We start from the raw sequence: 24,037 nt of genomic DNA on the forward strand, positions 1-24,037 counted from the left end.
ACCCTTACATCTAGTGATAACTGAACTTTTAATTTGGCTTAAACGCATGACATTAGAAAAAGCAACCTTGCCTGTTCCACAGTTTGATCAAATCACCTTAGTACAACTCCAACAACAGATCGAACAAGCCATTCAACAGGGTCAAAGTTTTTTAAAAGACCTGAGCGAAGTCCCTGAATCGATTCAGGCACAGCTTGCGGTCTTAGAACAAGTCGATCATTTAGAAAATAATATGAGTGAAGCATGGGGCGTGCTGTCCCACCTCAATGCGGTGATGAACAATGCTGAAACTCGTGAGGTGTACCAGTCACTATTACCAAGCTTAAGTGAATACTATACCGAGTTAGGTCAACACACAGCGCTGTATCAAACCTATCAACACATTCATGATGCTGCGCAATTTGATCACCTCCCTGAAGCCCAACAAAGTGCGATTAAACTTGCACTGCGCGACTTCAAACTGTCAGGGGTGGCTTTAGAAGGTGAAGCCAAAAAACGTTATGCAGAAATCTCCGCACGCTTATCACAACTATCATCCGACTTTTCCAACCATGTTCTGGATGCAACCCAAGCCTATTTCAAACCGTTAGCGGAACATGAACTGGCAGGCTTACCCCAAAGCAGTGTTGAACTGTTAAAACAATATGGTCAGCAGCGCGAACTGGATCAACCCGTTGCCACTTTAGACTTCCCATCATATCTGGCAATTATGACCTACGCGGAAAACCGCCCTTTACGCGAAGAACTGTATCGTGCCTATACCACACGTGCATCTGATCAGTCTGAACACGCTGAGTTTGATAACACCGCGGCGATGGAAGAAATCTTAAGCCTGCGTCAGGAGATGGCTGCACTGTTAGGTTTCAACAACTACGCCGAGCTTTCATTGGCCAGCAAAATGGCGCCAAATGTCACCATGGTGGATCAGTTCTTACGTGATTTAGCTGAACATTCACGTGCCCCTGCGCTCAAAGAAGTGGCGGAGCTGAAAGCCATTGCCGCTGAAGATGGCATTGAGGATTTAAAACCGTGGGACAGCACGTATTATTCAGAAAAATTGAAAGTCCAACAGTTCAATTTATCTCAAGAAGCACTCAAGCCCTACTTCCCTGCACCCAAGATTTTGCAGGGCTTATTTAGCATTGTGAATCGTCTTTATGGTATTCAAATTGTGGAGCGTGAAGCCCCCGTTTGGCACTCAGATGCACGTTATTTTGAACTCGAAGATCAAGGCACAGTGGTCGGTGGATTCTACTTTGACCTCTATGCGCGTCAGGGCAAACGTGGCGGCGCATGGATGAGTGGTTTCCGCTCTCGCACCCAAACAACGCAAGGCCTACAAAAACCGATTTGCTATATGGTGTGTAACTTTACGCCACCTGTGGGGGATCAAGCGGCGTTGCTGACTCATGATGAAGTGATTACCTTGTTCCATGAATTTGGACATGGTTTACATCATATGTTGACAGAAGTTGACAATATTGCGGTTGCGGGGACACACGGCGTGGCATGGGATGCGGTGGAGTTGCCAAGTCAATTCATGGAATTTTGGGCATGGGATACTGAAAGCTTAGACCTGCTCAGTGCACATATTGAGACCCAAGAAACCTTACCAGAAAGTCTACTCAAAGCCTTGCTGGATGCGCGTTTCTTCCAATCCGGCATGCAAAGTTTACGTCAAATTGAGTTTGCCCTGTTCGACCTCAGCATTCATAAAGCAGCCCCTGCTTTGAAAGCAGATCAAATCCAAGCCACCTTAAATGAGATCCGTGCACAATACGCTGTTTTAGAGACCACGCCTTATAACCGCTTCCAACATAGCTTCAGCCATATTTTCGCAGGTGGCTATGCAGCGGGTTATTATTCTTATAAATGGGCGGAAGTTTTGGCCAGTGATGCCTTCGATCGTTTCGAAAATGAAGGGATTTTTAATACTGCCACTGGAAAAGAATTTCGCCAGTTTATTCTAGCAGTTGGCGGAAAAGATACAGCGCTTGATGCATTTATCAATTTCCGTGGACGTGAGCCAAAAATAGATGCTTTACTTCGTCATCAAGGTTGGACGAACCGCTAAAAAAGTGAGTAAACTAGGCGCCTAAATTGTTCAGAAGGTAAGTCTAATGACTATTAAACGTCGTTTCATTGCAGGTGCAAAATGTCCTAAATGTCAGGCGATGGATCGAGTTGTTATGCTTACCTCGAATGACGATGAATGGATTGAATGTATCGACTGTGGTTATTCGGAGAATCGTCCGACTCATGTAGATGAGCCTCAGATCCCAGCTATCCCCGACGAGGTTGGGGTCATTCAATTTAAACCACGTCAATCCAAAGAATAAAGGTTGAATCGAATGTCGTCCGTACAACACAACAACCCTAAATTACTCTGGGGTATTACAGCAGGTTTGGTCGCAATCATTGCGATTTTTGCACTTTATCAATGGTTGTTTGCTGCACAAGAGTCTACAACACCAGTGCACCAAGCGGAGTTGATCCAACCTACCGTGAAGGCGCTTCCAGAAGCTGAAAAAGCAGCTTCGACCGCCATGGCTGACAACACCATTAAATTGGTCGAGGAAGAGATTTTAAAAGCACCTGTACCTGAAAATGCCTCACTTGCCAAAGAAGAAGTAGCGAAACTGGACGATATTCAAAGCCAGTTGAAGGAACAGGAAAAGAGCTTGCAAGCACAGCACAAAGATGCCGATGAACTGGTAAAGCTCAAAGAAGAACAAATTAAACTGTTAGAAGCCCAATTGGCTGCTCAGTAAAATACGGTTGTTATTTTTAAATACGTTAGCCTATCGACTGATACGCTAACGTCTTTTTTTGCCCTGCTGCTTCACCCACCTATTCAATCAGCGCAAAGCCATTACACAACTCATCATCTCTTTTGAACTACCTCCACGAATAAAGTCTCTAGTCGCTATACATCACAACCCCTAGCTCATGCCAAGGATATCTTTTAGAAGGACTTTATTTGTCTATTGACTCTTATCATTGAGCCTAAGTGAGGGCTGATTTTCTAAGATAGCCCGCTTAGCAATATCGTTGTACTTTGATTTGATATAAGTGACGATTTGAGTGGGTAATTCCTAGAAAGAAGCTATTTTCTTCAGAAGTATCTCCAATAAATCCAAAGCATAAAAAAGCATCCGAAGATGCTTTTTTTATGGTCTAACTCAAGTTCACAACTTAGTGATACCAGCCAAATAACTTAAAGAAGTATGGAACATAAGCAATGATCAGCATCGCTGGGAACAACACGATCAAGGGTAAAATCCAACGTTCATAACGATAATAGAAAGACAAATGACGCACTTCCTCATCGGCCTCATTCACCTCGGCATCACCAATGGATTGTCTTGCTAAAAGATGATTAAGGGCCACAGGTGGTGTCACATAGCCCAACTCAAAGCCAATCAAGGTGATCATCCAAAAATGGACAGGATGAATACCATATTGATAGGCCACAGGCGCAACTGTCGCAGAAATCAAGATCACGGCGCCAAACGGATCCATAATCATCCCAACAAAGACCATCAACCCCAAAATCAGACTAATGACCAAGAACGTACTGCTAATATCAGTCGGGAAGAAACTCATTACCTCCGTACGTTCAAGCAATCCCCCCACGCTCACCGACAGCGCCATTAAAATGACCAAAGCACCAATATGTCCAACGGTTTCACTGGTCGAGATATGCATCGACTTCCAAAAACCGACTTGGCGTAATACATCCATCGAACTAGATTGAACCACCCCATGATTCACCACTTGTCCATCATTTGCGGCATTACCATGTAGCCCTTCACGGTATTCTGCATGGGCAACTTGAGCCCCAGCCAATACAGGTTCACCACCCGAGTTATAATTTGCGCTGAGTGTCTCATCCCAATGCCCCACAGCAGGCAAAGGCGCAGGCTGATGACGTAATTTATCAAACAACACGATCATCAATAAAATCACAGGCATCATCACGGGTGCAGTAAATTCATTTAGGTCAGTGTCTAATAAGAATTTATAGAACATCCACGTGAGGACAAAAATCACGATATACGGCACAACTGCTAGGAAAGCACGCCCTGATTTCGGTGCGGCCAAACTCGGTGCCGCGATGCGGAATCTACTCTCTGCAAAGAAGAGTGAAACCACTAAAAACAGTGTTGAGGTCAGTAAGAACGTGTAAACACCATATTGATAAAGCAGGTCCGTCGTGACTTCTTTATTTAAAGATGCCACCACCACAATCAATAAGCATGGACGTAAAACTACACCCAGCGAACCTGACATTGCCGTTGCAGCCAAAGCAAACTGACGACGTCCACCTGCATTCCAGACTTCTTTATAAATAATCGCTCCTGCTGCAATCACAAAGATCCCCGATGCACCCGTATATGCGGTCGGTAAAGCCGCAGCGATTAAAATCAACCAAGTTAAAGTTTCAGGAGCCAAATTCCATGGACGCAAAATATTTAAGAACAGATCCACGACACGGGTTTGTTTCAACAACATACCCGCCCAAATAAATAGGGCTAAATTCAGGAAAATACTTGAGAACTCAACCAGCTGTCCCAAGTAAATCCCTTGCCCCATGGGGTAGTCCATGAAGAAGATAAACGCCACACCCGTAATCACCGCCATGTAGGCATACAGAGGTACACTCAGGAAAGCAAAGCCTAGACGCCCGCCAGCTTTGGCCTCTTTCGGTGGGCTAAACAGCTGCCACACACTTATCAAGGTAAGTACCGAAAACAGAATCATCCACAGCCAATAAATCAGCTGGGTTTCGCCATTCATCGGCACACCCGAGTCTTTCACTGAGTTAAATTGGCTAATGCTCGAGTAAGTTAATAAACCATTACCCAGTGTCATCAGGAGACTATAAACACGATAATCCAGCTTGGTTGCAGGGCCACGCAAACCAATATGATGGATTTTTAAGGTCGCGCTAATCGCAGCTAAAACCACCATAAAAATTAATAGAATGGCGCGATTTTCTGTTCCGAATTTAAAAATACCAAAAAAAGTGGTTTCAAAATTACGATAGGCACGAATACTTGGGTGTGCCTCCATATGTTGCATGGCTTTATCATAAAACTGATACTTTTCTTCACACTGCTGCACACCTGCCAAAATGGACGCACGCACATCAGCTTCCGAAGCCGTACCAAAGAAGTCGGCGAACTCATCTGCAGCGTTGGCTTGCATTTGGGTTTTGACCAAAGCATCCACATTCGGCTGACGATTACACTCTGGCTTGGCAGGCTCTGCCCTTAAAAAAGAATACTGCATACCTGTGGCTGAATCGCCATATAAGCGCTCGCCCATACGTAGCAATTGGCCATGAATCATTTCACCTGTACCAATTAATAGCGTAAGTAACAGTAAAATCAGAATGACAAAAGTAGAAATCCACTCGGTCCATATATACTTCAGCAGATCGAGTCCTGATCTGCGCTGTCCATGATTCTGCATGTTGTTTCCTATTTTTATTACCGTTCTATTCGGCGCAATACACCGTAGAACCTGTCATTTTAGTCGGCTCGAGCTTGTCCTTTCTCTATGCCTTTAGATTTTTGTTTTGTTTATCTTTGCATCAAATTTATATTTTTGAATATGACAATCTGGATTTTCTTTTTAGAATTTAGGTCAATCCTCTATTCATCAAATAGATTCACCCCGATTAAATACAAAGCTGCAATCACAATTCCCCAGATCACGCCCAATAAATGTGCTTCGACCAAAACTGGACTACCGATCAGTTCGGCCGTAGTACTCCCACCAAAGGTTTTTTCCCAAATCAGTTTGCCTAAAATGAGAAACAACACCAAACTCGCAAACATCCGTTCTTTACGGTATAGCAAATGGACAATGGCTATGGCAGTGAACATTCCATGCAGCACACCAGACAGCCCTGCATAGGCTTCAATATCCCCCAAAAAATAATAAAAACTCAGACTAATCAGCGGCGGTAAAATCAGCAATAACGCCACAAAATGCCAGACACGGGTGCGTGGAAAAATAAAAGGCAAACACATAAAAGCCAGCATATTGAGTGCAAAATGAATCCATCCCACATGCACCCAATGCGCGGTCCACAAGCGCCAAATTTCAGGAAAAATATCCACTCGCCAATAAACAAATTGATCTTTAAAAATCTGTAGGCATGCCGAGATCGACACGACAAGCGCAATCAAAATGATTTTTCGATTCAGAAATTGATCATGCATCACATGTCCTTATCGTGTTACTCATTTATTTATTGTTATTTTTTCTGCGCTGCGGCTCAGTTTAAAATTGGTTAACTTTCACTAAACAACTCATCTAGCTCAGAGCGGTCTTCTTTTTCATCCCAGAAATGCGCCATACCACCATCCCCAGTTCGTGTCCCCGTGTGTTCAGTCCAATAACGATCTGAAATCCCCTGAACCATACTCGAGGCCATACTATCAATCAGTTTAAATTGAGGATTGCTCTGCTTTTCATCGCTATAGGAAGCCGCATAACTTTTCAATGCATCACGAATCTTGGCATCGTCACCACTGGCTTGAGCCGCTACAGCGTACATTGCATGAGATAAACGAACCCCTTTTTGCTCTCCAATTTGCATCGATTGTTTCAAGGTCTGATACGGATCAGGTTTACCTTCACCCGCACCTGGCAATAAGGTCCAAATCACCGCACGTGTTGCATTCGGTGCACCCCAAAACTTTTCATTGTCTAGACACACCATCCCACGTTCAACAATAGCCGCAATGTCTTTAGGAACATTGACTGCACCACCTGAGTTAATATCATTGGTCATGGCTTGTAAACCACTCAACATCCCCAGCATATACACAGTTTGATCCAAATCGCTGTTCATTTTTGGACAGCCTTCGCCCAATGGTTTCTTATATTTCTTTTCCCAGCGGTTTTGAAAAAGTTGATAACCAGTATATTGGCGTTGTGCTGCAGTCGCCGCCCAACGCTTTTGTTCAATTCGAGCATCCTGTGCTTCAGAGACATTGCTTGCTTTCGAGGCACGCAAATAACGTAACTCTGCCTCAAGTGCCTGATTCTCCGCACAAATACCTGATGCTGAATAAAGTAGAACCGCCACACGCGTTGGATCCGCCCCCATGTCTTTGGTCGACATAATCGCAGGAGTCAAAGCATTTCCTGAGTTACACACCATCTCAGCGTCTTCCATGGCTAAAATAGGCGGTACGATATGTTTTTCACTAAACCCAAGCGCAACATTGGCACCTGTTTTAACCACTTGTGAACAACCCGAAAATAATAAACTTGTAAGCGCTACAACAGCCACACCTTGGCCTATTTTTTGGACTTGCGACATTTTCCTGTCCTCTATTTGTATAATTGTATGTGTCCATGCTGACAAACATAGCAGAAGCATTTTCCGAAGAAAAGAGTATTTACTCTAAATCAGACCACTAATCTGCCATGAAATAAACGGCGGAAAATTGACTAAAATAACGCCTCAACTTTTTTTTAGGCAAAAAAAAGTAGCATAGCGACGGTTCGGCACATGCTACTTATCAACTGGGAAGCCTAGCTAGGCTTTGTTTGGTACAAATCGTTCCTTCAGCACAGTTCCTAATCGTCCTATAACAATCGCTAACACAATTGCTACCACTAGAAACATCCAAGTTGGGATCATCATACGATTTTCCTTATTTGCTGTTGGTGATTTGAATGTACATTTTAAGATCAAAAAACTGTAGGAAAGTTGTCTGACAATCCAAAAAAGCACATTAGTTTCTTCAGATATGTCAGACAAAGCAAGACTTCATATATTTATACTTATTATTTTTCAATTACTTAATTAAATTAAGTGAGTTAAAATTGTCCAACAATTATTGCATTTTAGTGAGTATTTTCAGAGCTTTCCATTGTGTGATGGGTAACTGATCACACCAAACCAACATCGGTTTTGCTCTAAAGTGTTGAAAATAAATCACAATATAAGCACGATGATCCACAATATGGCTGATTTGCACTCGTTGCACATTGCTTTGTTTCTGAAGTGACAAAGACCAATCACGGCCATCTAAATGCTGAAGCTGAAAATGTTGCGGCCCACGTAGAAAAAACAAATACAGCACAAAGCCAGCAACCAAAGCGATCAGCCACAGTCCTAAAGGAAGTAGCTGATACAAGACCAGCATCAGAACGGCATAAATCGACAACTGAAACACATAAGCCAAACGGCTGGGTTTAAGTTGAAAATGACGATGTTCCATTGCACTTATCCGTGTACATAATGCTTTAATTTTTGAATCAAGGTTTTCATTTCAGGGCGTGGCGGCTCAGAGACTTCCATAAACCAATCCAGCAAATCTGGATCTTCCTGTTCAACCAAGGCCGCAAACATGGCCTTTTCAGCAGGATCTGCCTGAAGATAATAATTTTTCACATAAGGGTCAAAGTACACATCAATTTCTTTTAAACCACGACGTGCACGGTAGATTACTTTACGTTCTTCCAAGCTCATTTCTTCCGTCATTACATTCCCCAAATTAATTGAAACGGCTTAGTTTAACCGATCACACCGCCCTCGCCACTAGTTAAATGTCGCAATTTTAACAACTGGCAAAACTCATCAAAAAATCAAATAGATTTGAGCATTCAGTCCATTGTCGCATCTCCTGCTTTTCACTACTCTCTTAGCAAAATAACAACATCAGGATGAGCTTCCATGCAATCAGGCGCAATTCGCCCGTTAAACAATATGCTGCCGCGCAACTTATTTAATACTGAACATGAGGCATTTCGAGAAACTGTGCGAAAGTTTTATGCCAAAGAAGTTGTTCCAAATATTGAAAAATATGAACAACAGCAGCATGTCGATCGTGAGCTATGGAATAAAGCAGGCACCATGGGGCTACTGTGTGCCACCATGCCAGAAGCTTATGGTGGTTCGGGTGTAGACCGTTTATACAGTATGATTTTAATTGAAGAACAAGCCTATGCTATGGATTCTTCAACTGGCTTTTCATTGCATTCAGATATTGTTGCAAACTACATCAATAACTTTGGTAGTGAAGCACAAAAACACTATTGGTTAACGCGGATGGCTTCGGGTGAAACCGTCACCGCCATTGCGATGACTGAACCTGGCACAGGCTCAGACTTGCAAGCGGTACGAACAACAGCTGTTTTAGACGGGGATGACTATATTATCAATGGCTCTAAAATCTTCATTACCAACGGCTATCTCTGCGATATGGCGATTGTGGTCTGCAAGACAGGCGACAGCGAAAAGGGTTCAGCCAATCTCTCATTAATTATCGTTGAAGCTGATCGTGCAGGTTTCAGTAAAGGTAAACCCCTCAATAAAATTGGAATGAAAGGGCAAGACACCTGCGAATTATTTTTTGATCATGTTCGAGTCCCCAAAGAAAATTTACTCGGTATGGAAGGCATGGGCTTTATGATGCTGATGAAAGAACTGGCTTGGGAGCGCATGTTGGTGGCCATTATCTGCCAAGCGGGTGCAGAAGCAGCACTGGCGCATACTGTTCAGTACACCAAAGAGCGTAAAGCCTTTGGAAAAACGATTTCAAGCTTTCAAAATACCCGTTTTAAACTGGCGGAGTTACGTACAGAAATCGATTTTTGCCGCGCTTACCTTGACCGTTGTATGCAATTGCAACTGGAAGAGAATCTCAGCATTGATGCCGCAGCGGCTGCCAAATATAAAATTTCCGAGATGTTTTCTAAAGTTGTCGATGAATGTCTACAACTGCATGGCGGTTATGGCTATATGCTGGAATACCCGATTGCACGAGCTTATCTAGATAATCGCGCCAATCGTATTTATGCAGGAACCAATGAAATTATGAAAGAGTTAATTTCCCGTTCACTCTAAGATCAAAAAGCCCCTCTTTCGATGGGCTTTTACTTTTAACAATGTACTTGATGAAACTCCGCAATCAAGGCAACCACCAACTCTGGCTGCTCTTTATGTGGCATATGATGTAGACCTTCTAAAATGTGCAGCTCAGCCTGTCCAGACACCCCTTCAAAAATCTGCTGAGGTTGTCCAGTACTGACATATTCATCCAGTTCACCATGAATAATCAACGTTGGACAACACACACCATCAATCACTCTGGCCAAATTCCAATCTTGAAAAGCGGGCGATAGCCATGTTTCAGTCCATGCATCAAGCACCCACTGCGCCTTTTCTGGGTGATACCTCTCCAAACGTTCCATTTGTCCCGCTTGTTGAAAACCAACTTTTGCTTCACTTATACCCGCCAGTGTTAGCGCTTCAACCGCATACTGTGCAGAGATTGAAATTAATCCTTGGCAACGCTCTGGATAAGCCGCAGCAATCGCAATAGACATCCCTCCACCCACGCTATGCCCTAGAATGACAAAGTTCTGGATCGAAAAATAATCCAATACAGCTTTAAAGGTTTGTTCTGCTTCAGTGATGACAAAACTATGTGCCAATGGCTGTGTACTCGCATCAGATAAACCAAAACCTAAGCGATCATAAGCATAAACCACCCGCGCGGTCGCCTGTGCCAGTTGAGCAGGAAAATCCCGCCACAAAGCCACACAGCCTAATGAGTCGTGCATTAAAATAATTGGAGCTCAAGCGTGATCTGCTGCATCAGTGTGCCATTTTTTGGCATGAATCATGTTTGACGCAGATGGGACTTGGTAACTTTGTTCTAAGATATTCAAAATATTCCCTATTTTTTATCTTTTAAGTTTTTAGAATCATCCAACAGTTTAAGAAAGTAAAAACAGAACACCCTAAAGTCATTTCCTTAAAAAAAGGAGCGTTACGCTCCTTTTAAAATCAACTACTCAGCCTAAGACACCAATTTAGGTTTCTGGTTCAATGCTGCATCACGTTTAGCAAATTTCAGTACTCCATCCTCAAAAGAAGCACTTTTCAATGTCTTACGATCCGCAAGATAATTATTGCTGACTTTCCATGGCGCATGTTTACCCTGTTTTGGCATTACATTAGCAGCACGTGCAATATAACCTGAGCTTAAACTGCCCATGACCGTATCATCCATCAGCTCTGTCGCATCACCTTGCGGGATCACTTCTGCCCACTGCTTTTGATCCATATAGTTGAGTAAGCGGCAAATGTATTCAGCCGCAATATCCACCTTCAAAGTCCATGACGCATTAATATAGCCAATAATCATCGCCATATTCGGTACGTCACTCACCATCACGCCCTGATACAGCATATGTTTAGAGGTATCTAACGGTTTGCCATCAATAGTCGCTTGTATACCACCCAAGATTTGAATTTCTAGACCTGTGGCTGAGACGACAATATCGGCCTCTAAATGCTGACCAGACTTTAATTGGAGACCCGTTTCGGTAAAGCGTTCAATCTGATCTGTTTCAACACTGGCTTGGCCTGAACGAAGAATTTTAAATAAATCACCGTCTGGTACCACACATAAACGTTGATCCCAAGGATTATAGTCATAGGTATCTACACATCTTGATGTACCTAATGCAATTGTTGCGATTTCATTCAGTTCATCTATTGAATATTCTGAGAGCAGTTGAAGAGTGTTCAGTAAAATCGAAAGTCCTGCCAATATTGCAGGTGCACTTTCCAACTTACCTCTCTTCTGCTGTCGGCCTGAAAGACGGGCCAGAAATATACGAATTTTCTGATTTTGTTCATCTTCAGAACGCTGTATTCGCCAAGTCAGTACACACGCCATACTGCTGATCAGGAGCCGTCTTAAAATCGCTGCAGGTGTGGTCTGAAGCCATGATTCAACGTTATGGCCTGCCTGCTTCAGAAGCTTGAAATAGCACTCAATTGTCCAGCGCCAGTAATACCAGGTGGTTAATTCTACCGCATCAATCTCTGAAGAAACATTGCTGATCAGCGACCATCTCGCGACTGTTTTACCTTGAGCATCTTTCACCACAGCAACAATTAATCTGGCTGTAACTGCCTTGCCTGGCTGGGGAGCAACCCGTTGGCCTAAATCATCTTTTCTCTTCGGTTTTGCTGCACGCGTTATCCGAATATCGGTTTCTCCAACATGCAGCATATGCCTGTTTCCTTTATAAGCAATCGGCTTAACTTGCTGAGTTACTACTTTTTCTGCGACTTCTGCAACTTTGTAGGTTTCCCCTTGATGCTCAATCCGATGGCTTTCTTTGGCCCGAATCAACCATTTGAAACCATGGCTGCTGATTTCCCTCAAGTGGGCAATCGAGTCTCCTTCACGGTCAATGATATGGACTTTTGTTTTCTCAATCGGATACTGTTCAATCGTTTTGATTTGTTCTGCGAGTGAGTCCAAATGGGACTTGCGCTCGCTGTATTGTTCACTGAATGTGGAATAACAGCCGGATGCATCTGTTAGCGTCTGAGCTAATGGCGCAATTGGGAGCCCTGATGACGCATCGACAAGTAAACTGCTTTGCAATTCATAGCCTGAATTCGCCTCTGTTCTTTGAAGACGCTGAACCTTATGACTGTGCTTCACATACTGCAGTTGAGACCAGTCATGAACGATTAATGCATACTGATGCGGTGATGTCTTGATCTGTTCGCATGCAAGAAGCTTAATCGGCTGGTTTAATTGACTAAAAGAGATTTTATTATTATTCAGGAATCGCCAAACAGCCTGTGTAGTTGAGAAACTCGACTTTTGGGTAGAGGCCAGGTCTTTGATTGCGGGAGCAAGTGAAGCAAGAGGATTCATATAGAGTTTTACAAGGCTGTTATAACGTTTGACAAGACGCTGATCCAGACCAGAGATGTTAAATTGAAGAGCATGCTCTTCAATTTAACGCAAAGCTCGGAAATTGTGTAGATACCTATGGATTATAGTCTGGGGTGAAGTGTTTCATGTCCACTTTACCTTTGAGCTGCATCTTAATCGACTGTAGCAGCAGTCGGCGGAGTAATTTCGGTTGCTTCTGCGCGAGTGCATAAATCCCGCGTTGCATTCCAATATTACGTGCACGAGTCAATTTATAAGCCACATCTTCCGGTAATACTTTACGCATTTTGTCATACACAAAATCGATCGATGGCACCGAAGCAATATAGGTTGGAGAGCGTTGTAACATGGTGACATGCGCCGCCCCACCTTTAGCCATCGCAGGCACCAGTGTAATCGCTGTCGCACCACTACCAATGATCACCACTTTTTTACCTGTATAATCTAATTTTTCAGGCCAAAACTGTGGATTTACAAACTCGCCTTTAAATACTTCTTTATTTGGAAAATCAGGTTGGTAGCCTTGGTCGTAGTTATAATAGCCTGTACAGCCAAACACAAAATTTGCAATCCAGTTTTCTTTTTTGCCTTTTGCATTCTCAATCACTACCTGCCACTTTTTCTGAGCAGAATCATAATTGGCGCTGAGTACGCGATGCTTAAAATGAATTTTTTCTTTGAGTTTCTGTTCATCAATGACTTCCGCCAAATAGCCCTTAATCGAAGAACCATCTGCCAAAACGCTGGCTTGTTGCCACGGTTTAAAATTAAAACCAAAGGTCGACATATCTGAATCAGAACGAATACCTGGGTATTTAAACAAATCCCATGTTCCACCAAAGCTGTCACGACGTTCAATAATTTCAAACGAACGTTGTGGACAATGCTTGGTTAAATGTGCCGCAAGGCCAATGCCTGAAATACCTGCACCTACAATGAGCAGATCGACGTGCTTATCCATGTTGTTTTTATCCTGTCTTATATTCTGTTCTTATTAAACCATAAAACTGACAATACACAATGTCAAGTTTAAGCAGATCTTTCGTAAAATATGTCACTACAGGCCAAAATACAAAGATTGTCGAACAAAACCCATAAAAAAAAGACCAGTGAAACACTGGTCTTTTTCTAAGAACAACTGAACAGTTCTACGAAATTATTTAACTTCGCGATCTACTAGTTCAACGTAAGCCATCGGCGCAGCATCACCTGCACGGAAGCCCGCTTTAAGAACACGTAGATAACCGCCGTTACGTTCTTTGTAACGAGGGCCAAGAACGGTAAATAATTTACCAACAGTTGCTGCTGAACGAGTACGAGCAAACGCTAAGCGACGGTTTGCAACAGTATCGTTTTTAGCTAAAGTGATTAAAGGCTCAGCTACACGACGTAACTCTTTTGCTTTAGGCACAGTTGTTTTGATCAACTCGTGCTCAAACAAAGAGTTAGCCATGTTTTGAAACATCGCTTTACGATGGCTGCTTGTACGGCCTAATTTCACACCACTATTACGATGACGCATGGTGATAGTCCTACTTAATTAACGGCTACGATAGGCGAAACGATCGTCCATACGGAGACTAGCTGGTGGCCAGTTCTCTAAACGCATGCCGAGTTGTAAGCCTTTTGAAGCCAGAACATCTTTGATCTCAGTAAGCGATTTTTTACCAAGGTTAGGAGTTTTGAGTAACTCAACCTCAGTGCGCTGTACAAGATCACCAATGTAGTAAATGTTTTCTGCTTTCAAACAGTTAGCAGAACGAACAGTAAGCTCTAGATCATCTACTGGACGAAGCAAAATCGGATCAACTTCTTCACGAGGTTCTTGAGCAACAGGAGCTTGATCTTTCTGAAGGTCAACAAAAATTGCAATTTGTTGTTGCAAGATTGTTGCCGCTTTGCGGATCGCTTCTTCAGGATCAACTGTACCGTTGGTCTCAAGATCAATGACCAATTTATCAAGGTCTGTACGTTGTTCTACACGAGCGTTTTCCACTGTGTAAGACACACGTTTGATTGGGCTATAAGAAGCATCTAACTGTAAGCGACCTACAGGGCGAGTTTCGCCTTCTGGGAAACGCGAGTCAGAAGTTTCATAACCACGACCTTGAGAAACTTTCAAGCGCATTTTTAATGAGCCTGAAGCACTTAAAGTACCGATCAAATGTTCAGGGTTAACCACTTCAACATTATGAGGTAAACGAAGGTCAGCGGCAGTTACGTCGCCAGGACCTTGTTTCTCTAATGTCAAATAAGCTTCATTTTGATCGAACAGCTTAATAGACAATCCTTTTAGGTTCAGCAAGAGCTCGACGATGTCCTGCTGCAAGCCTTCCAAAGTACTGTACTCGTGCTCGACACCTTCAATCTCAACTTCAACCACAGCAGCGCCAGGTAAAGAAGAAAGAAGGATGCGACGTAAAGCATTGCCCAGAGTATGACCAAAGCCACGCTCTAAGGGTTCTAGAATAACTTTTGCCGAGGTCCCGCTAACCGCTTCGACCTTGATCGCTTGCGGAGTTAGAAACTCATTTGCAGTACGCGTCATATTGCTACCTCAAGGATTATTTAGAATACAATTCTACAATCAAGCTTTCGTTGATTTCAGCAGGTAAATCTGAACGATCTGGTGCAGCTTTAAACGTACCTTCCAGCTTAGAATGGTCAATTTCCATCCAAGAAGGAATGCCACGTTGTGCAGCTAATTCAACTGCGTTTTTGATACGCAATTGTTGTTTAGCACCTTCATGCACAGCAATTACATCACCAGCTTTAACTTGGATAGACGCGATGTTAACACGACGGCCATTCAAAGTGATCGAGCGGTGAGATACAAGCTGACGAGCTTCTGCACGTGTAGAACCAAAACCCATGCGATAAACGACGTTATCAAGACGGCTTTCAAGCAGTTTCAACAAGTTTTCACCAGTTGCGCCTTTCACACGAGCAGCTTCTTTATAGTAATTACTAAATTGACGCTCTAAAACACCGTACATACGACGTACTTTTTGTTTTTCACGTAATTGTAGTGAGTACTCAGATTGTTTGCCACCACGCGCTCCGCCATGTTGACCAGGCGCTTTAGCAGCTTTTTTAGTTTTGACGTCAAATGGTTTAACGCCAGATTTTAATTGCAGGTCTGTCCCTTCGCGGCGAGAGAGTTTGCATTTTGGACCAATATAACGAGCCATGAATGTTTCTCCTTACACGCGACGTTTTTTAGGTGGACGGCAACCGTTGTGCGGGATTGGCGTCACATCGGTAATGCTGTTAATTTTATAACCCACTGCACCTAAAGCACGAACCGCAGATTCACGACCAGGACCAGGACCTTTTACAAGGACGTCCAAGTTTTTCAAACCGTAGTCTAAAGCAGCTTTACCAGCAACTTCAGCAGCTACCTGAGCAGCAAACGGAGTTGATTTACGTGATCCACGGAAGCCTTGTCCACCAGAGGTAGCCCAAGCCAGTGCATTACCTTGACGATCGGTAATAGTCACAATGGTGTTATTAAAAGAAGCGTGAATGTGTGCAACACCTTCAGAGACGGTACGAGTGACCTTCTTGCGTGTGCGAGTATCTTTAGCCATCTTTTAGCTTCCAGAAATCTTATTTCTTAATAGGTTTGCGCGGACCTTTACGGGTACGTGCGTTAGTTTTGGTGCGTTGTCCACGGACAGGCAAGCTGCGACGATGACGAAGACCGCGGTAGCAGCCTAAATCCATTAAACGTTTAATGTTCATGGAAATTTCGCGACGTAAATCACCTTCGGTCGGAACCTTAGCAACTTCTGCACGAATCGCATCAAGCTGAGCGTCATCTAATTCACGGATCTTTGTAGTCGGCGCGATACCAACAGCAGCCAAGATATTCTTAGCAGTGTGGCGACCTACACCAAAGATGTACGTTAGAGAGATAACAGCATGCTTGTTATCCGGAATGTTTACACCGGCAATACGAGCCATTCAATTTTCTCCAAAAAGGCAGTTAAGACAATCAACCGCCCCACAAAAATCTTGAGGGGCGGATAATAACCTAATTAGCCTACTGAAATCAACAGGTCTTGATCAGATTAACCTTGACGCTGCTTATGACGAGGTTCTGCGCTACAAATTACGCGAATAACCCCATTACGACGGATAACTTTACAGCTACCACAAATTTTCTTTACAGAAGCTTGTACTTTCATGATGAAACCTCAAGTGCGCTTATCCCTTAGGATGAGCAGTCGTTTTTCTCATTAACGTTTGATTATCGTACTGATGCGAGGTGAGATGTGCTTGCAGCTGAGCCATAAAGTCCATCACTACCACCACAACAATAAGCAAAGAGGTACCACCTAAAGAGAATGGAATACCAAATGAGCTTTGTAAAATCATCGGCATTAAGCAAATGATGGTGATATAAATCGCGCCAATAAATGTCAAACGGTTAAGAATATGATCTAAGTAACGAGCAGTTTGCTCACCTGGACGAATACCAGGTACATAAGCCCCGCTGCGTTTCAAGTTTTCCGATACTTCTTTCGGGCTAAATACAAGCGCTGTATAAAAGTAACAGAAAAAGATAATTAACGCACCAAAGAGCACCAAATACAACGGCTGACCAGGCGAAAGCACCAATGCCAAATCTTGCAAACTACGTTTGATAATACCCACATTCGGATCTGCACTACCCACCCATTGACCTAAGCTCGCAGGGAACAAAAGCAATGAACTTGCGAAAATCGCTGGGATCACACCCGCCATATTAATTTTTAATGGCAAATGCGACTGTTGTGCAGTAAATACACGACGTCCTTGTTGTTTTTGAGCATAGTTTACTGGAATACGACGTTGCGCTTTCTCAATAAACACAATTGCAGCTAATACAGCCAGCGACAACACGCCAAAAATTACCAAGCCGATTAGACTGGTTTGACCATTATCTACTGATGATATTGATTGCAGAATTAAATTCGGCAAACCTGCAACAATACCGGCGAAGATGATCATGGAAATACCATTGCCCACTCCACGTTCGGTAATTTGCTCACCTAACCACATCAAGAACATTGTACCTGCAACCAAAGAGGTTACAGCTGGTACGTAGAAAGCCAGACCTGCAGTTAAGGTAATCCCTTGACTGATTAGACCAGCACACATCCCAATTGCCTGCACGAGTGCAAGGAACAATGTACCCTGTCGCGTATATTGATTAATCTTACGCTTGCCTTGTTCGCCTTCTTTCTTTAAAGCTTCCAGCGAAGGAATAACAGTAGACATTAACTGCACGATAATCGATGCAGAAATGTACGGCATAATCCCAAGAGCAAGAATGGACATACGCTCTAATGCACCACCCGAAAACATGTTAAACAAACCAAGGATCGTGCCTTGGTTTGCATTAAAAAGATTTTCAAGTGCAGCATTATTAATGCCTGGTACTGGAATATGTGCTCCTAGTCGAAAAACCAATAATGCACCGATGAGAAACATCATGCGGCGAATAATTTCACGGTATTTCACATGAAATGGCTGGCCTTTCATCATATTGACATGACCTGAAGAACTAGGAGACATAGACACTAGCGATTACTCCTCGACTTTACCGCCAGCAGCTTCAACAGCAGCTTTAGCGCCTTTAGTCACAGCAACACCTTGAACAGTGAATGCACGAGTAATTTCACCAGAAAGTACGATACGAGCACGTAACATATCTTTACGTACAACGTTTGCAGCTTTTAAAGTTTCTAGGCTAACGATGTCGCCTTCCACTTTAGTAAGCTCAGATAAACGTACTTCAGCAGTTTTCAAAGCGATTTGGCTAGTGAAACCGAATTTAGGTAAACGACGATATAACGCAGTTTGACCACCTTCAAAGCCTGGACGAGTACCACCGCTCTTACGTGAATTCTGACCTTTGACACCACGGCCACCAGTCTTACCAACGCCAGAACCGATACCACGGCCTAGACGACGATTTTCACGTTTTGCACCTTCAGCAGGTGCAAGCTCATTTAAACGCAGAGTCATGGCTTATTCCTCTACACTAACCATATAGTAGACTTGGTTGATCATACCACGGTTAGAAGGCGTATCTTGCACTTCTACAGTATGACCAATACGACGCAGACCTAAACCTTGTAGGCTAAGCTTGTGATTTTTCAAGCGATGCGCAGAAGATTTAGTCTGGGTAACTTTAATCGTTTTCATGATTGATTACCCTTGAATTTGTTCTACTGTAAGACCACGTTTCGCAGCAACCTTCTCAGGAGAAGTCATATCACGCAGACCGTTAAAAGTCGCGTTTACTACGTTTGCAGCGTTAGTAGAACCATAACATTTTGTTAATACGTTACGTACGCCTACAGCTTCTAGAACTGCACGCATAGCACCACCAGCGATTACACCAGTACCTTCAGAAGCAGGCTGCATGTAAACACGGCTTGCACCGTGACGCGCGTTAATAGGGTGCTGTACAGTACCGTTAACAAGGTCAACAGTAATCATGTTGCGACGAGCAGCTTCAAGTGCTTTAGAAATAGCAGCTGGAACTTCACGTGCTTTACCACGACCAAAACCTACACGACCATTACCATCACCAACCACAGTCAATGCTGTGAAAGAGAAGATACGACCACCCTTAACAACTTTGGCTACACGATCAACGGCAACCAGCTTTTCAACAAGACCTTCGTTTTGTTCAACTTTAGCCATGATTAGAACTCCAAGCCGTTTTCACGAGCAGCATCAGCCAAGGCTTTGATACGACCATGATATTTGAAACCAGAACGGTCAAATGCAACTTTAGTAACACCAGCTGCTTTAGCGCGTTCTGCGATTAAAGCACCTACTTTAGTAGCTGCTTCAACGTTACCAGTTGTGCCAGCACGTAAAGTAGCATCTAAAGTTGAAGCTTGCGCTAAAACTTTGCCACCATCTGCTGAAATAACTTGAGCGTAGATGTGACGCGGAGTGCGGTTTACACACAAACGAGTCGCACCCAACGCACGGATGTGCAAGCGTGTGCTTTTCGCACGACGCAAACGGGATTGTTTCTTTTCGTTCATAAGAACCTCGCGCCTTATTTCTTCTTAGCTTCTTTACGAAGTACAACTTCGTCAGAATAACGAACACCTTTACCTTTATAAGGCTCTGGTGGACGGTAACCACGGATATCTGCAGCAACCTGACCTAAACGTGCTTTATCAGCAGATTTAAGAACAATTTCAGTTGCTGTAGGAGTTTCAGCAGTTACACCTTCAGGAAGCGTATAGTCGATCGGGTGAGAGAAACCAAGGTTAAGGTTAACAATGTTACCTTTAACAGCAGCTTTATAACCAACACCGATAAGTTGTAACTTACGTTCGAAGCCTTCGCTCACACCTTTTACAAGATTGTTAAGCACAGCGCGAGCAGTACCAGCTTGCATCCAAGCGTCTTTCGACTCAGCTTTTGGAGCAATCGCTAAAATACCGTCTTCCTGTTTAAGCTCGACCAGCGCATGCAGGGTGAAAGACAAAGTACCTTTGCTACCTTTCACTTCGACCTGCCGGCCGTTCTGAGTAACTGTTACACCGTTAGGTACAGTTACTGGGGCTTTAGCCACACGAGACATGAGGAATCACCTATTAAGAAACAAAAGCAATAACTTCACCACCGATACCTGCAGCACGTGCAGCGCGATCAGTCATGATGCCTTTGCTTGTAGAAACAATTGCAATACCTAAACCTTGCTTAACGCTCGGAAGTGCATCTTTACCGCGATACTGACGTAGACCTGGACGGCTTACGCGTTTCACAGTTTCGATAACTGGTTTGCCTTCGAAATACTTTAAAGTCAAAGTAAGAGTTGCTTTGCCTTCAGCATCCGCAACTTCTACGTTTGAAATGTAACCTTCTTGTTGAAGAACGTTTGCAATAGCAACCTTCAACTTAGAGTTAGGCATAGAAACTGTTTGTTTCTTTGCCATTTGCGCGTTACGAACACGAGTTAACATGTCGGCAACGGTATCTTGCATACTCATCTATAGCGCTCCTTACCAGCTTGCCTTAACAACGCCCGGTACATCACCTTGCATTACTGTATCGCGTAATTTGTTACGGCTTAAACCGAACTTACGGAAGTAACCATGAGGACGACCAGTTAAACCACAACGGTTACGTAAACGTACTGGAGACGCATTACGTGGTAATGCTTGGAATTTCATCATCGCTTCGAAACGCTCTTCGTCGCTAGCATTTACGTTTGCAATAACAGCTTTTAATTCAGCACGTTTTGCAGCGTATTTAGCAACAGTAGCTTCGCGTTTCAATTCGCGATTAATCATACTTTTCTTAGCCATATCGACCTCTTATTTGAACGGGAAGCCGAATGCACGCATAAGCGCACGGCCTTCGTCATCGGTGCGAGCAGTCGTAGTGATGGTAATATCCATACCACGAATACGATCAATCTTATCAAAATCGATTTCAGGGAACATGATTTGTTCCTTAAGACCCATTGAGTAGTTGCCACGACCGTCAAATGATTTCGCAGAGAAACCACGGAAGTCACGGATACGAGGGATCGCAATCGAGATTAGACGGTCTAAGAATTCGTACATACGTTCGCCGCGTAAAGTAACTTTACAACCAATCGGCCAACCATCACGGATTTTGAAACCAGCGATTGATTTGCGAGCTAACGTAAGAACTGGTTTTTGACCAGCGATAGCTTGCATATCAGCAAGAGCACCATCAAGGAGTTTTTTGTCAGCAGCAGCTGCGCCAACACCCATGTTGATCGTGATTTTAGTAATGCGAGGAATATCCATCACATTTTTAACGGCTAAAGTCTCTTGTAATTGAGCCTTAAGTTCGTCGTTGTAACGCGTTTTAAGTCTGGCCATTGCCTTTTCAACCTATTACTTCGCTACCGCCACTGATTCACCATTTGACTTGTAAACGCGAGTTTTCACGCCTTCAGTCACTTGGTAACCAACACGGTCAGCCTTTTGGGTTGTAGCATTAAAAATTGCCACGTTAGAGATATGAAGCGAAGCTTCTTGTGTAACTACAGCGCCTTCAGCACCTGTTGCACGGTTCGGCTTTTGATGCTTCTTAACCAAGTTAAGGCCTTCAACCATAACACGGTCATTTGAAACAGACAGAACAGTACCCTGTTTGCCTTTTTCTTTACCTGCGATCACAATAACTTGATCGCCTTTTTTAATCTTAGCCATGATTGCCTCTTATAGAACTTCAGGAGCCAGTGAAATAATTTTCATGAACTGTTCAGTACGAAGTTCACGAGTCACTGGTCCGAAAATACGAGTTGCAATCGGCGCCTTGTTGTTGTTCAAAATAACAGCAGCGTTATCGTCGAAACGAATCACTGAACCGTCTGGACGACGGATACCGAATTTTGTACGAACTACAACAGCATTCATCACGTCACCTTTTTTAACACGTGCGCGTGGAATAGCTTCTTTTACAGTAACTTTAATAATGTCGCCAACAGAAGCATAACGACGGTGTGAACCACCAAGTACTTTAATACATTGTACGCGGCGAGCACCACTATTGTCTGCTACGTCTAGCATACTTTCGGTTTGAATCATTGCCCTACTCCAAAACCGAGCATCACCGGTCACAATTTCGAAAGGCTCAAAGAGTACTCGAAATTAACCGATGATGCAACAGATACGTCTAATTACTCAGCAGCAGCTTCAACAACTTCAACTAGAGTCCAAGACTTAGTTTTAGAAATTGGGCGGCTTTCTTTGATAGTCACAACGTCGCCAGTTTTAGCTGTGTTGTTCTCATCGTGAGCATGTAATTTAGTTGAACGGCGGATTGATTTGCCATACAACGGGTGTTGAACGCGGCGTTCGATAAGTACAACAATAGACTTGTCCATTTTGTCGCTTACTACTTTGCCGGTTAACGTGCGAACTGTTTGTTCACTCATTGTCCGTTCCCCTGTTTTTCGGTAAGGAGTGTCTTAATACGAGCAATTGTCTTACGAGTAAGTGCAACTTCGTGCGATTTACCCAATTGACCAGTTGCTTTTGCCATACGAAGACGGAATTGGTTAAGCTGTTGCTCATCAAGCAAAGCTGTCAACTCTTCTACCGACTTTTCACGTAGATCTTTAGTTTTCATTACATTACCGTCCGAGTCACGATAGTGGTTTTAAACGGAAGTTTAGCAGCTGCAAGCGTAAACGCTTCGCGAGCCAATTCTTCGTTAACACCATCAATTTCGTACAAGACTTTACCTGGTTTGATTTGACAAACCCAGTATTCCACAGAACCTTTACCTTTACCCATACGCACTTCAAGAGGCTTAGAAGTAATTGGCTTGTCTGGGAAAACACGGATAAAGATCTTACCACCACGTTTAATACGACGGCTGATTGTACGACGCGCTGCTTCAATTTGACGAGCAGTCATTTGACCACGCTCAACAGATTTAAGTGCGATTGTACCAAAAGATACCGAGCTACCGCGGTGAGCTAGACCAGTGTTACGGCCTTTCTGCACTTTACGGAATTTAGTACGTTTAGGTTGTAACATGGATTATTCTCCTTTTTCAGCAGAACGATCATTGCGACGACCACGACGCTCTTGACCTTCACCACGACCACGACCGCGTTTAGCTGGACGTTCTTCAGCTGGAGCTGGGTTCATGACTTGTTTCATGCCACCCAAGATCTCACCACGGAAGATCCAAACTTTAACACCAATCGTACCGTAAGTCGTTTCAGCACGCATAGTTGAATAATCGATGTCTGCACGAAGTGTATGCAAAGGTACGCGACCTTCACGATACCACTCAGTACGAGCAATCTCAGCACCACCTAAACGGCCTGATACTTCAACTTTGATACCTTTAGCACCAGCACGCATTGTGTTTTGAACCGCACGCTTCATAGCACGACGGAACATTACACGTTTTTCTAATTGAGAAGCGATAGCTTCAGCAACTAAACGAGCGTCTAAGTCTGGGCGATCGATTTCATTGATGCTAACTTGCGCTGGAATACCCATAATTTGAGTAAGTTCACGCTGTAGTTTCTCAATGTCTTCGCCTTTTTTACCGATAACGATACCAGGACGTGCAGTGCTAATAGTTACTTTAGCAGCGCCCGTAGGACGTTCGATAAGAATATTGCTGATCATTGCATTCTTAAGTTTTTTAGTTAAAAACTCACGAACTTGAAGATCTTTAAGCAAGTATTCAGCGTATTGTTTCGGACTCGCATACCAGTTGGCGTTATGACGTTTTACAACACCAAGGCGGATACCGATTGGATGAACCTTCTGACCCAT

At 43.5% G+C, this 24,037-nt stretch carries 31 protein-coding genes and 2 pseudogenes; 4 read left to right on the top strand and 29 right to left on the bottom strand.

The annotated features are described in order from the left end of the window. The first annotated feature begins 31 nt into the window (after window positions 1-31). From HUK62_RS15725 to HUK62_RS15735, 3 genes are read left to right on the top strand one after another with little or no spacing between them, the layout of a single operon-like run. Entirely contained in the window at window positions 32-2,074 is a 2,043-nt protein-coding gene (locus tag HUK62_RS15725; RefSeq protein WP_176538512.1) for a M3 family metallopeptidase, read from the top strand. Between the two features lie 52 nt (window positions 2,075-2,126). Next, on the top strand, window positions 2,127-2,339 hold the full coding sequence (locus HUK62_RS15730; protein ID WP_171054267.1) for a YheV family putative zinc ribbon protein: 213 nt from the start codon (window positions 2,127-2,129) through the stop codon (window positions 2,337-2,339). Window positions 2,340-2,351: 12 nt separating this feature from the next. Then, on the top strand, window positions 2,352-2,771 hold the full coding sequence (locus tag HUK62_RS15735) for a hypothetical protein (protein ID WP_176538322.1): 420 nt from the start codon (window positions 2,352-2,354) through the stop codon (window positions 2,769-2,771). Between the two features lie 424 nt (window positions 2,772-3,195). On the opposite strand, the gene HUK62_RS15740 is transcribed toward HUK62_RS15735, so the two are convergent. From HUK62_RS15740 to HUK62_RS15765, 5 genes are all read right to left on the bottom strand, one after another. Further along, window positions 3,196-5,478: a TRAP transporter large permease subunit gene (locus tag HUK62_RS15740; protein WP_176538323.1), complete on the bottom strand. Its 2,283-nt coding sequence runs from the start codon at window positions 5,476-5,478 to the stop codon at window positions 3,196-3,198. A 182-nt stretch (window positions 5,479-5,660) separates the two neighbouring features. Further along, window positions 5,661-6,233 carry a rhombosortase gene (gene rrtA / locus HUK62_RS15745; protein ID WP_176538324.1) on the bottom strand — a complete coding sequence of 191 codons (573 nt, stop codon included), beginning with the start codon at window positions 6,231-6,233 and terminating at the stop codon, window positions 5,661-5,663. A 71-nt stretch (window positions 6,234-6,304) separates the two neighbouring features. Next, a complete protein-coding gene (locus HUK62_RS19135; RefSeq protein ID WP_228723712.1) occupies window positions 6,305-7,342 on the bottom strand; it encodes a hypothetical protein in 1,038 nt (345 codons plus the stop codon). Between the two features lie 520 nt (window positions 7,343-7,862). Next, window positions 7,863-8,249: a protein YgfX gene (locus HUK62_RS15760; protein WP_005401274.1), complete on the bottom strand. Its 387-nt coding sequence runs from the start codon at window positions 8,247-8,249 to the stop codon at window positions 7,863-7,865. 5 nt (window positions 8,250-8,254) lie between these two features. Continuing rightward, complete coding sequence (locus HUK62_RS15765; RefSeq protein WP_004977895.1) at window positions 8,255-8,512, bottom strand: succinate dehydrogenase assembly factor 2; 258 nt, start codon at window positions 8,510-8,512, stop codon at window positions 8,255-8,257. Window positions 8,513-8,704: 192 nt separating this feature from the next. Between HUK62_RS15765 and HUK62_RS15770 the strand changes: the two genes are divergently transcribed. Continuing rightward, window positions 8,705-9,877: an acyl-CoA dehydrogenase family protein gene (locus HUK62_RS15770; RefSeq protein WP_176538326.1), complete on the top strand. Its 1,173-nt coding sequence runs from the start codon at window positions 8,705-8,707 to the stop codon at window positions 9,875-9,877. Window positions 9,878-9,912: 35 nt separating this feature from the next. Here the strand turns inward: HUK62_RS15770 and HUK62_RS15775 are convergent, their stop codons facing one another. The 24 genes and pseudogenes from HUK62_RS15775 to rpsC all read right to left on the bottom strand — a co-directional run bounded on the left by HUK62_RS15775 (window position 9,913) and on the right by rpsC (window position 24,037). Next, complete coding sequence (locus HUK62_RS15775) at window positions 9,913-10,596, bottom strand: alpha/beta hydrolase (protein ID WP_228723714.1); 684 nt, start codon at window positions 10,594-10,596, stop codon at window positions 9,913-9,915. A gap of 239 nt (window positions 10,597-10,835) precedes the next feature. Then, a complete protein-coding gene (locus HUK62_RS15785) occupies window positions 10,836-12,719 on the bottom strand; it encodes a transposase (RefSeq protein WP_342755707.1) in 1,884 nt (627 codons plus the stop codon). Between the two features lie 118 nt (window positions 12,720-12,837). Then, window positions 12,838-13,701 (bottom strand): annotated as a pseudogene (locus HUK62_RS15790) (NAD(P)/FAD-dependent oxidoreductase); the annotation flags it as partial. 195 nt (window positions 13,702-13,896) lie between these two features. After that, on the bottom strand, window positions 13,897-14,262 hold the full coding sequence (gene rplQ / locus HUK62_RS15795; protein WP_004691290.1) for a 50S ribosomal protein L17: 366 nt from the start codon (window positions 14,260-14,262) through the stop codon (window positions 13,897-13,899). 18 nt (window positions 14,263-14,280) lie between these two features. Then, a complete protein-coding gene (rpoA, locus tag HUK62_RS15800; protein WP_004691292.1) occupies window positions 14,281-15,288 on the bottom strand; it encodes a DNA-directed RNA polymerase subunit alpha in 1,008 nt (335 codons plus the stop codon). 16 nt (window positions 15,289-15,304) lie between these two features. Beyond that, window positions 15,305-15,931: a 30S ribosomal protein S4 gene (gene rpsD, locus HUK62_RS15805; RefSeq protein WP_004691294.1), complete on the bottom strand. Its 627-nt coding sequence runs from the start codon at window positions 15,929-15,931 to the stop codon at window positions 15,305-15,307. A 12-nt stretch (window positions 15,932-15,943) separates the two neighbouring features. Next, entirely contained in the window at window positions 15,944-16,330 is a 387-nt protein-coding gene (gene rpsK, locus HUK62_RS15810) for a 30S ribosomal protein S11 (RefSeq protein ID WP_001040166.1), read from the bottom strand. Between the two features lie 19 nt (window positions 16,331-16,349). Continuing rightward, window positions 16,350-16,706 (bottom strand): 30S ribosomal protein S13, encoded by a 357-nt coding sequence (gene rpsM / locus HUK62_RS15815; RefSeq protein WP_004691296.1) that lies wholly within the window; start codon window positions 16,704-16,706, stop codon window positions 16,350-16,352. A gap of 107 nt (window positions 16,707-16,813) precedes the next feature. Continuing rightward, the gene (gene rpmJ / locus HUK62_RS15820; protein WP_000867907.1) at window positions 16,814-16,930 is read right to left on the bottom strand and encodes a 50S ribosomal protein L36; all 117 of its coding nucleotides are present in this window, start codon (window positions 16,928-16,930) and stop codon (window positions 16,814-16,816) included. 19 nt (window positions 16,931-16,949) lie between these two features. Continuing rightward, entirely contained in the window at window positions 16,950-18,269 is a 1,320-nt protein-coding gene (gene secY, locus HUK62_RS15825; protein ID WP_176538513.1) for a preprotein translocase subunit SecY, read from the bottom strand. Between the two features lie 45 nt (window positions 18,270-18,314). Next, entirely contained in the window at window positions 18,315-18,755 is a 441-nt protein-coding gene (gene rplO / locus HUK62_RS15830) for a 50S ribosomal protein L15 (protein WP_004691300.1), read from the bottom strand. 3 nt (window positions 18,756-18,758) lie between these two features. Then, a complete protein-coding gene (gene rpmD, locus HUK62_RS15835; protein ID WP_004691302.1) occupies window positions 18,759-18,935 on the bottom strand; it encodes a 50S ribosomal protein L30 in 177 nt (58 codons plus the stop codon). Window positions 18,936-18,941: 6 nt separating this feature from the next. Further along, window positions 18,942-19,439, bottom strand: a complete 498-nt coding sequence (gene rpsE, locus HUK62_RS15840; protein WP_004691304.1) for a 30S ribosomal protein S5 — start codon at window positions 19,437-19,439, stop codon at window positions 18,942-18,944. Between the two features lie 2 nt (window positions 19,440-19,441). Beyond that, complete coding sequence (gene rplR / locus HUK62_RS15845) at window positions 19,442-19,792, bottom strand: 50S ribosomal protein L18 (RefSeq protein WP_004650473.1); 351 nt, start codon at window positions 19,790-19,792, stop codon at window positions 19,442-19,444. Between the two features lie 14 nt (window positions 19,793-19,806). Beyond that, window positions 19,807-20,340, bottom strand: a complete 534-nt coding sequence (gene rplF, locus HUK62_RS15850; RefSeq protein WP_004691306.1) for a 50S ribosomal protein L6 — start codon at window positions 20,338-20,340, stop codon at window positions 19,807-19,809. Between the two features lie 13 nt (window positions 20,341-20,353). Further along, window positions 20,354-20,749 (bottom strand): 30S ribosomal protein S8, encoded by a 396-nt coding sequence (rpsH, locus tag HUK62_RS15855; RefSeq protein WP_004691308.1) that lies wholly within the window; start codon window positions 20,747-20,749, stop codon window positions 20,354-20,356. Between the two features lie 12 nt (window positions 20,750-20,761). Then, on the bottom strand, window positions 20,762-21,067 hold the full coding sequence (gene rpsN / locus HUK62_RS15860; protein WP_004691309.1) for a 30S ribosomal protein S14: 306 nt from the start codon (window positions 21,065-21,067) through the stop codon (window positions 20,762-20,764). A 9-nt stretch (window positions 21,068-21,076) separates the two neighbouring features. Continuing rightward, complete coding sequence (gene rplE, locus HUK62_RS15865) at window positions 21,077-21,613, bottom strand: 50S ribosomal protein L5 (protein ID WP_004691311.1); 537 nt, start codon at window positions 21,611-21,613, stop codon at window positions 21,077-21,079. 15 nt (window positions 21,614-21,628) lie between these two features. Further along, the gene (gene rplX, locus HUK62_RS15870; protein ID WP_004691313.1) at window positions 21,629-21,946 is read right to left on the bottom strand and encodes a 50S ribosomal protein L24; all 318 of its coding nucleotides are present in this window, start codon (window positions 21,944-21,946) and stop codon (window positions 21,629-21,631) included. 9 nt (window positions 21,947-21,955) lie between these two features. Then, window positions 21,956-22,324: a 50S ribosomal protein L14 gene (gene rplN, locus HUK62_RS15875; protein WP_004657680.1), complete on the bottom strand. Its 369-nt coding sequence runs from the start codon at window positions 22,322-22,324 to the stop codon at window positions 21,956-21,958. 92 nt (window positions 22,325-22,416) lie between these two features. Beyond that, window positions 22,417-22,674: a 30S ribosomal protein S17 gene (rpsQ, locus tag HUK62_RS15880; RefSeq protein ID WP_004691314.1), complete on the bottom strand. Its 258-nt coding sequence runs from the start codon at window positions 22,672-22,674 to the stop codon at window positions 22,417-22,419. Further along, entirely contained in the window at window positions 22,671-22,868 is a 198-nt protein-coding gene (rpmC, locus tag HUK62_RS15885) for a 50S ribosomal protein L29 (RefSeq protein WP_004650482.1), read from the bottom strand. Before rpmC ends, rpsQ begins: the two co-directional genes overlap by 4 nt. Further along, window positions 22,868-23,281 (bottom strand): 50S ribosomal protein L16, encoded by a 414-nt coding sequence (gene rplP, locus HUK62_RS15890; RefSeq protein ID WP_004691317.1) that lies wholly within the window; start codon window positions 23,279-23,281, stop codon window positions 22,868-22,870. Before rplP ends, rpmC begins: the two co-directional genes overlap by 1 nt. Further along, a pseudogene (rpsC, locus tag HUK62_RS15895) lies at window positions 23,221-24,037 on the bottom strand (30S ribosomal protein S3). Before rpsC ends, rplP begins: the two are co-directional and overlap by 61 nt.

It is taken from the genome of Acinetobacter sp. NEB 394, from assembly GCF_013374795.1.
Taxonomy (GTDB): Bacteria; Pseudomonadota; Gammaproteobacteria; order Pseudomonadales; family Moraxellaceae; genus Acinetobacter; species Acinetobacter johnsonii.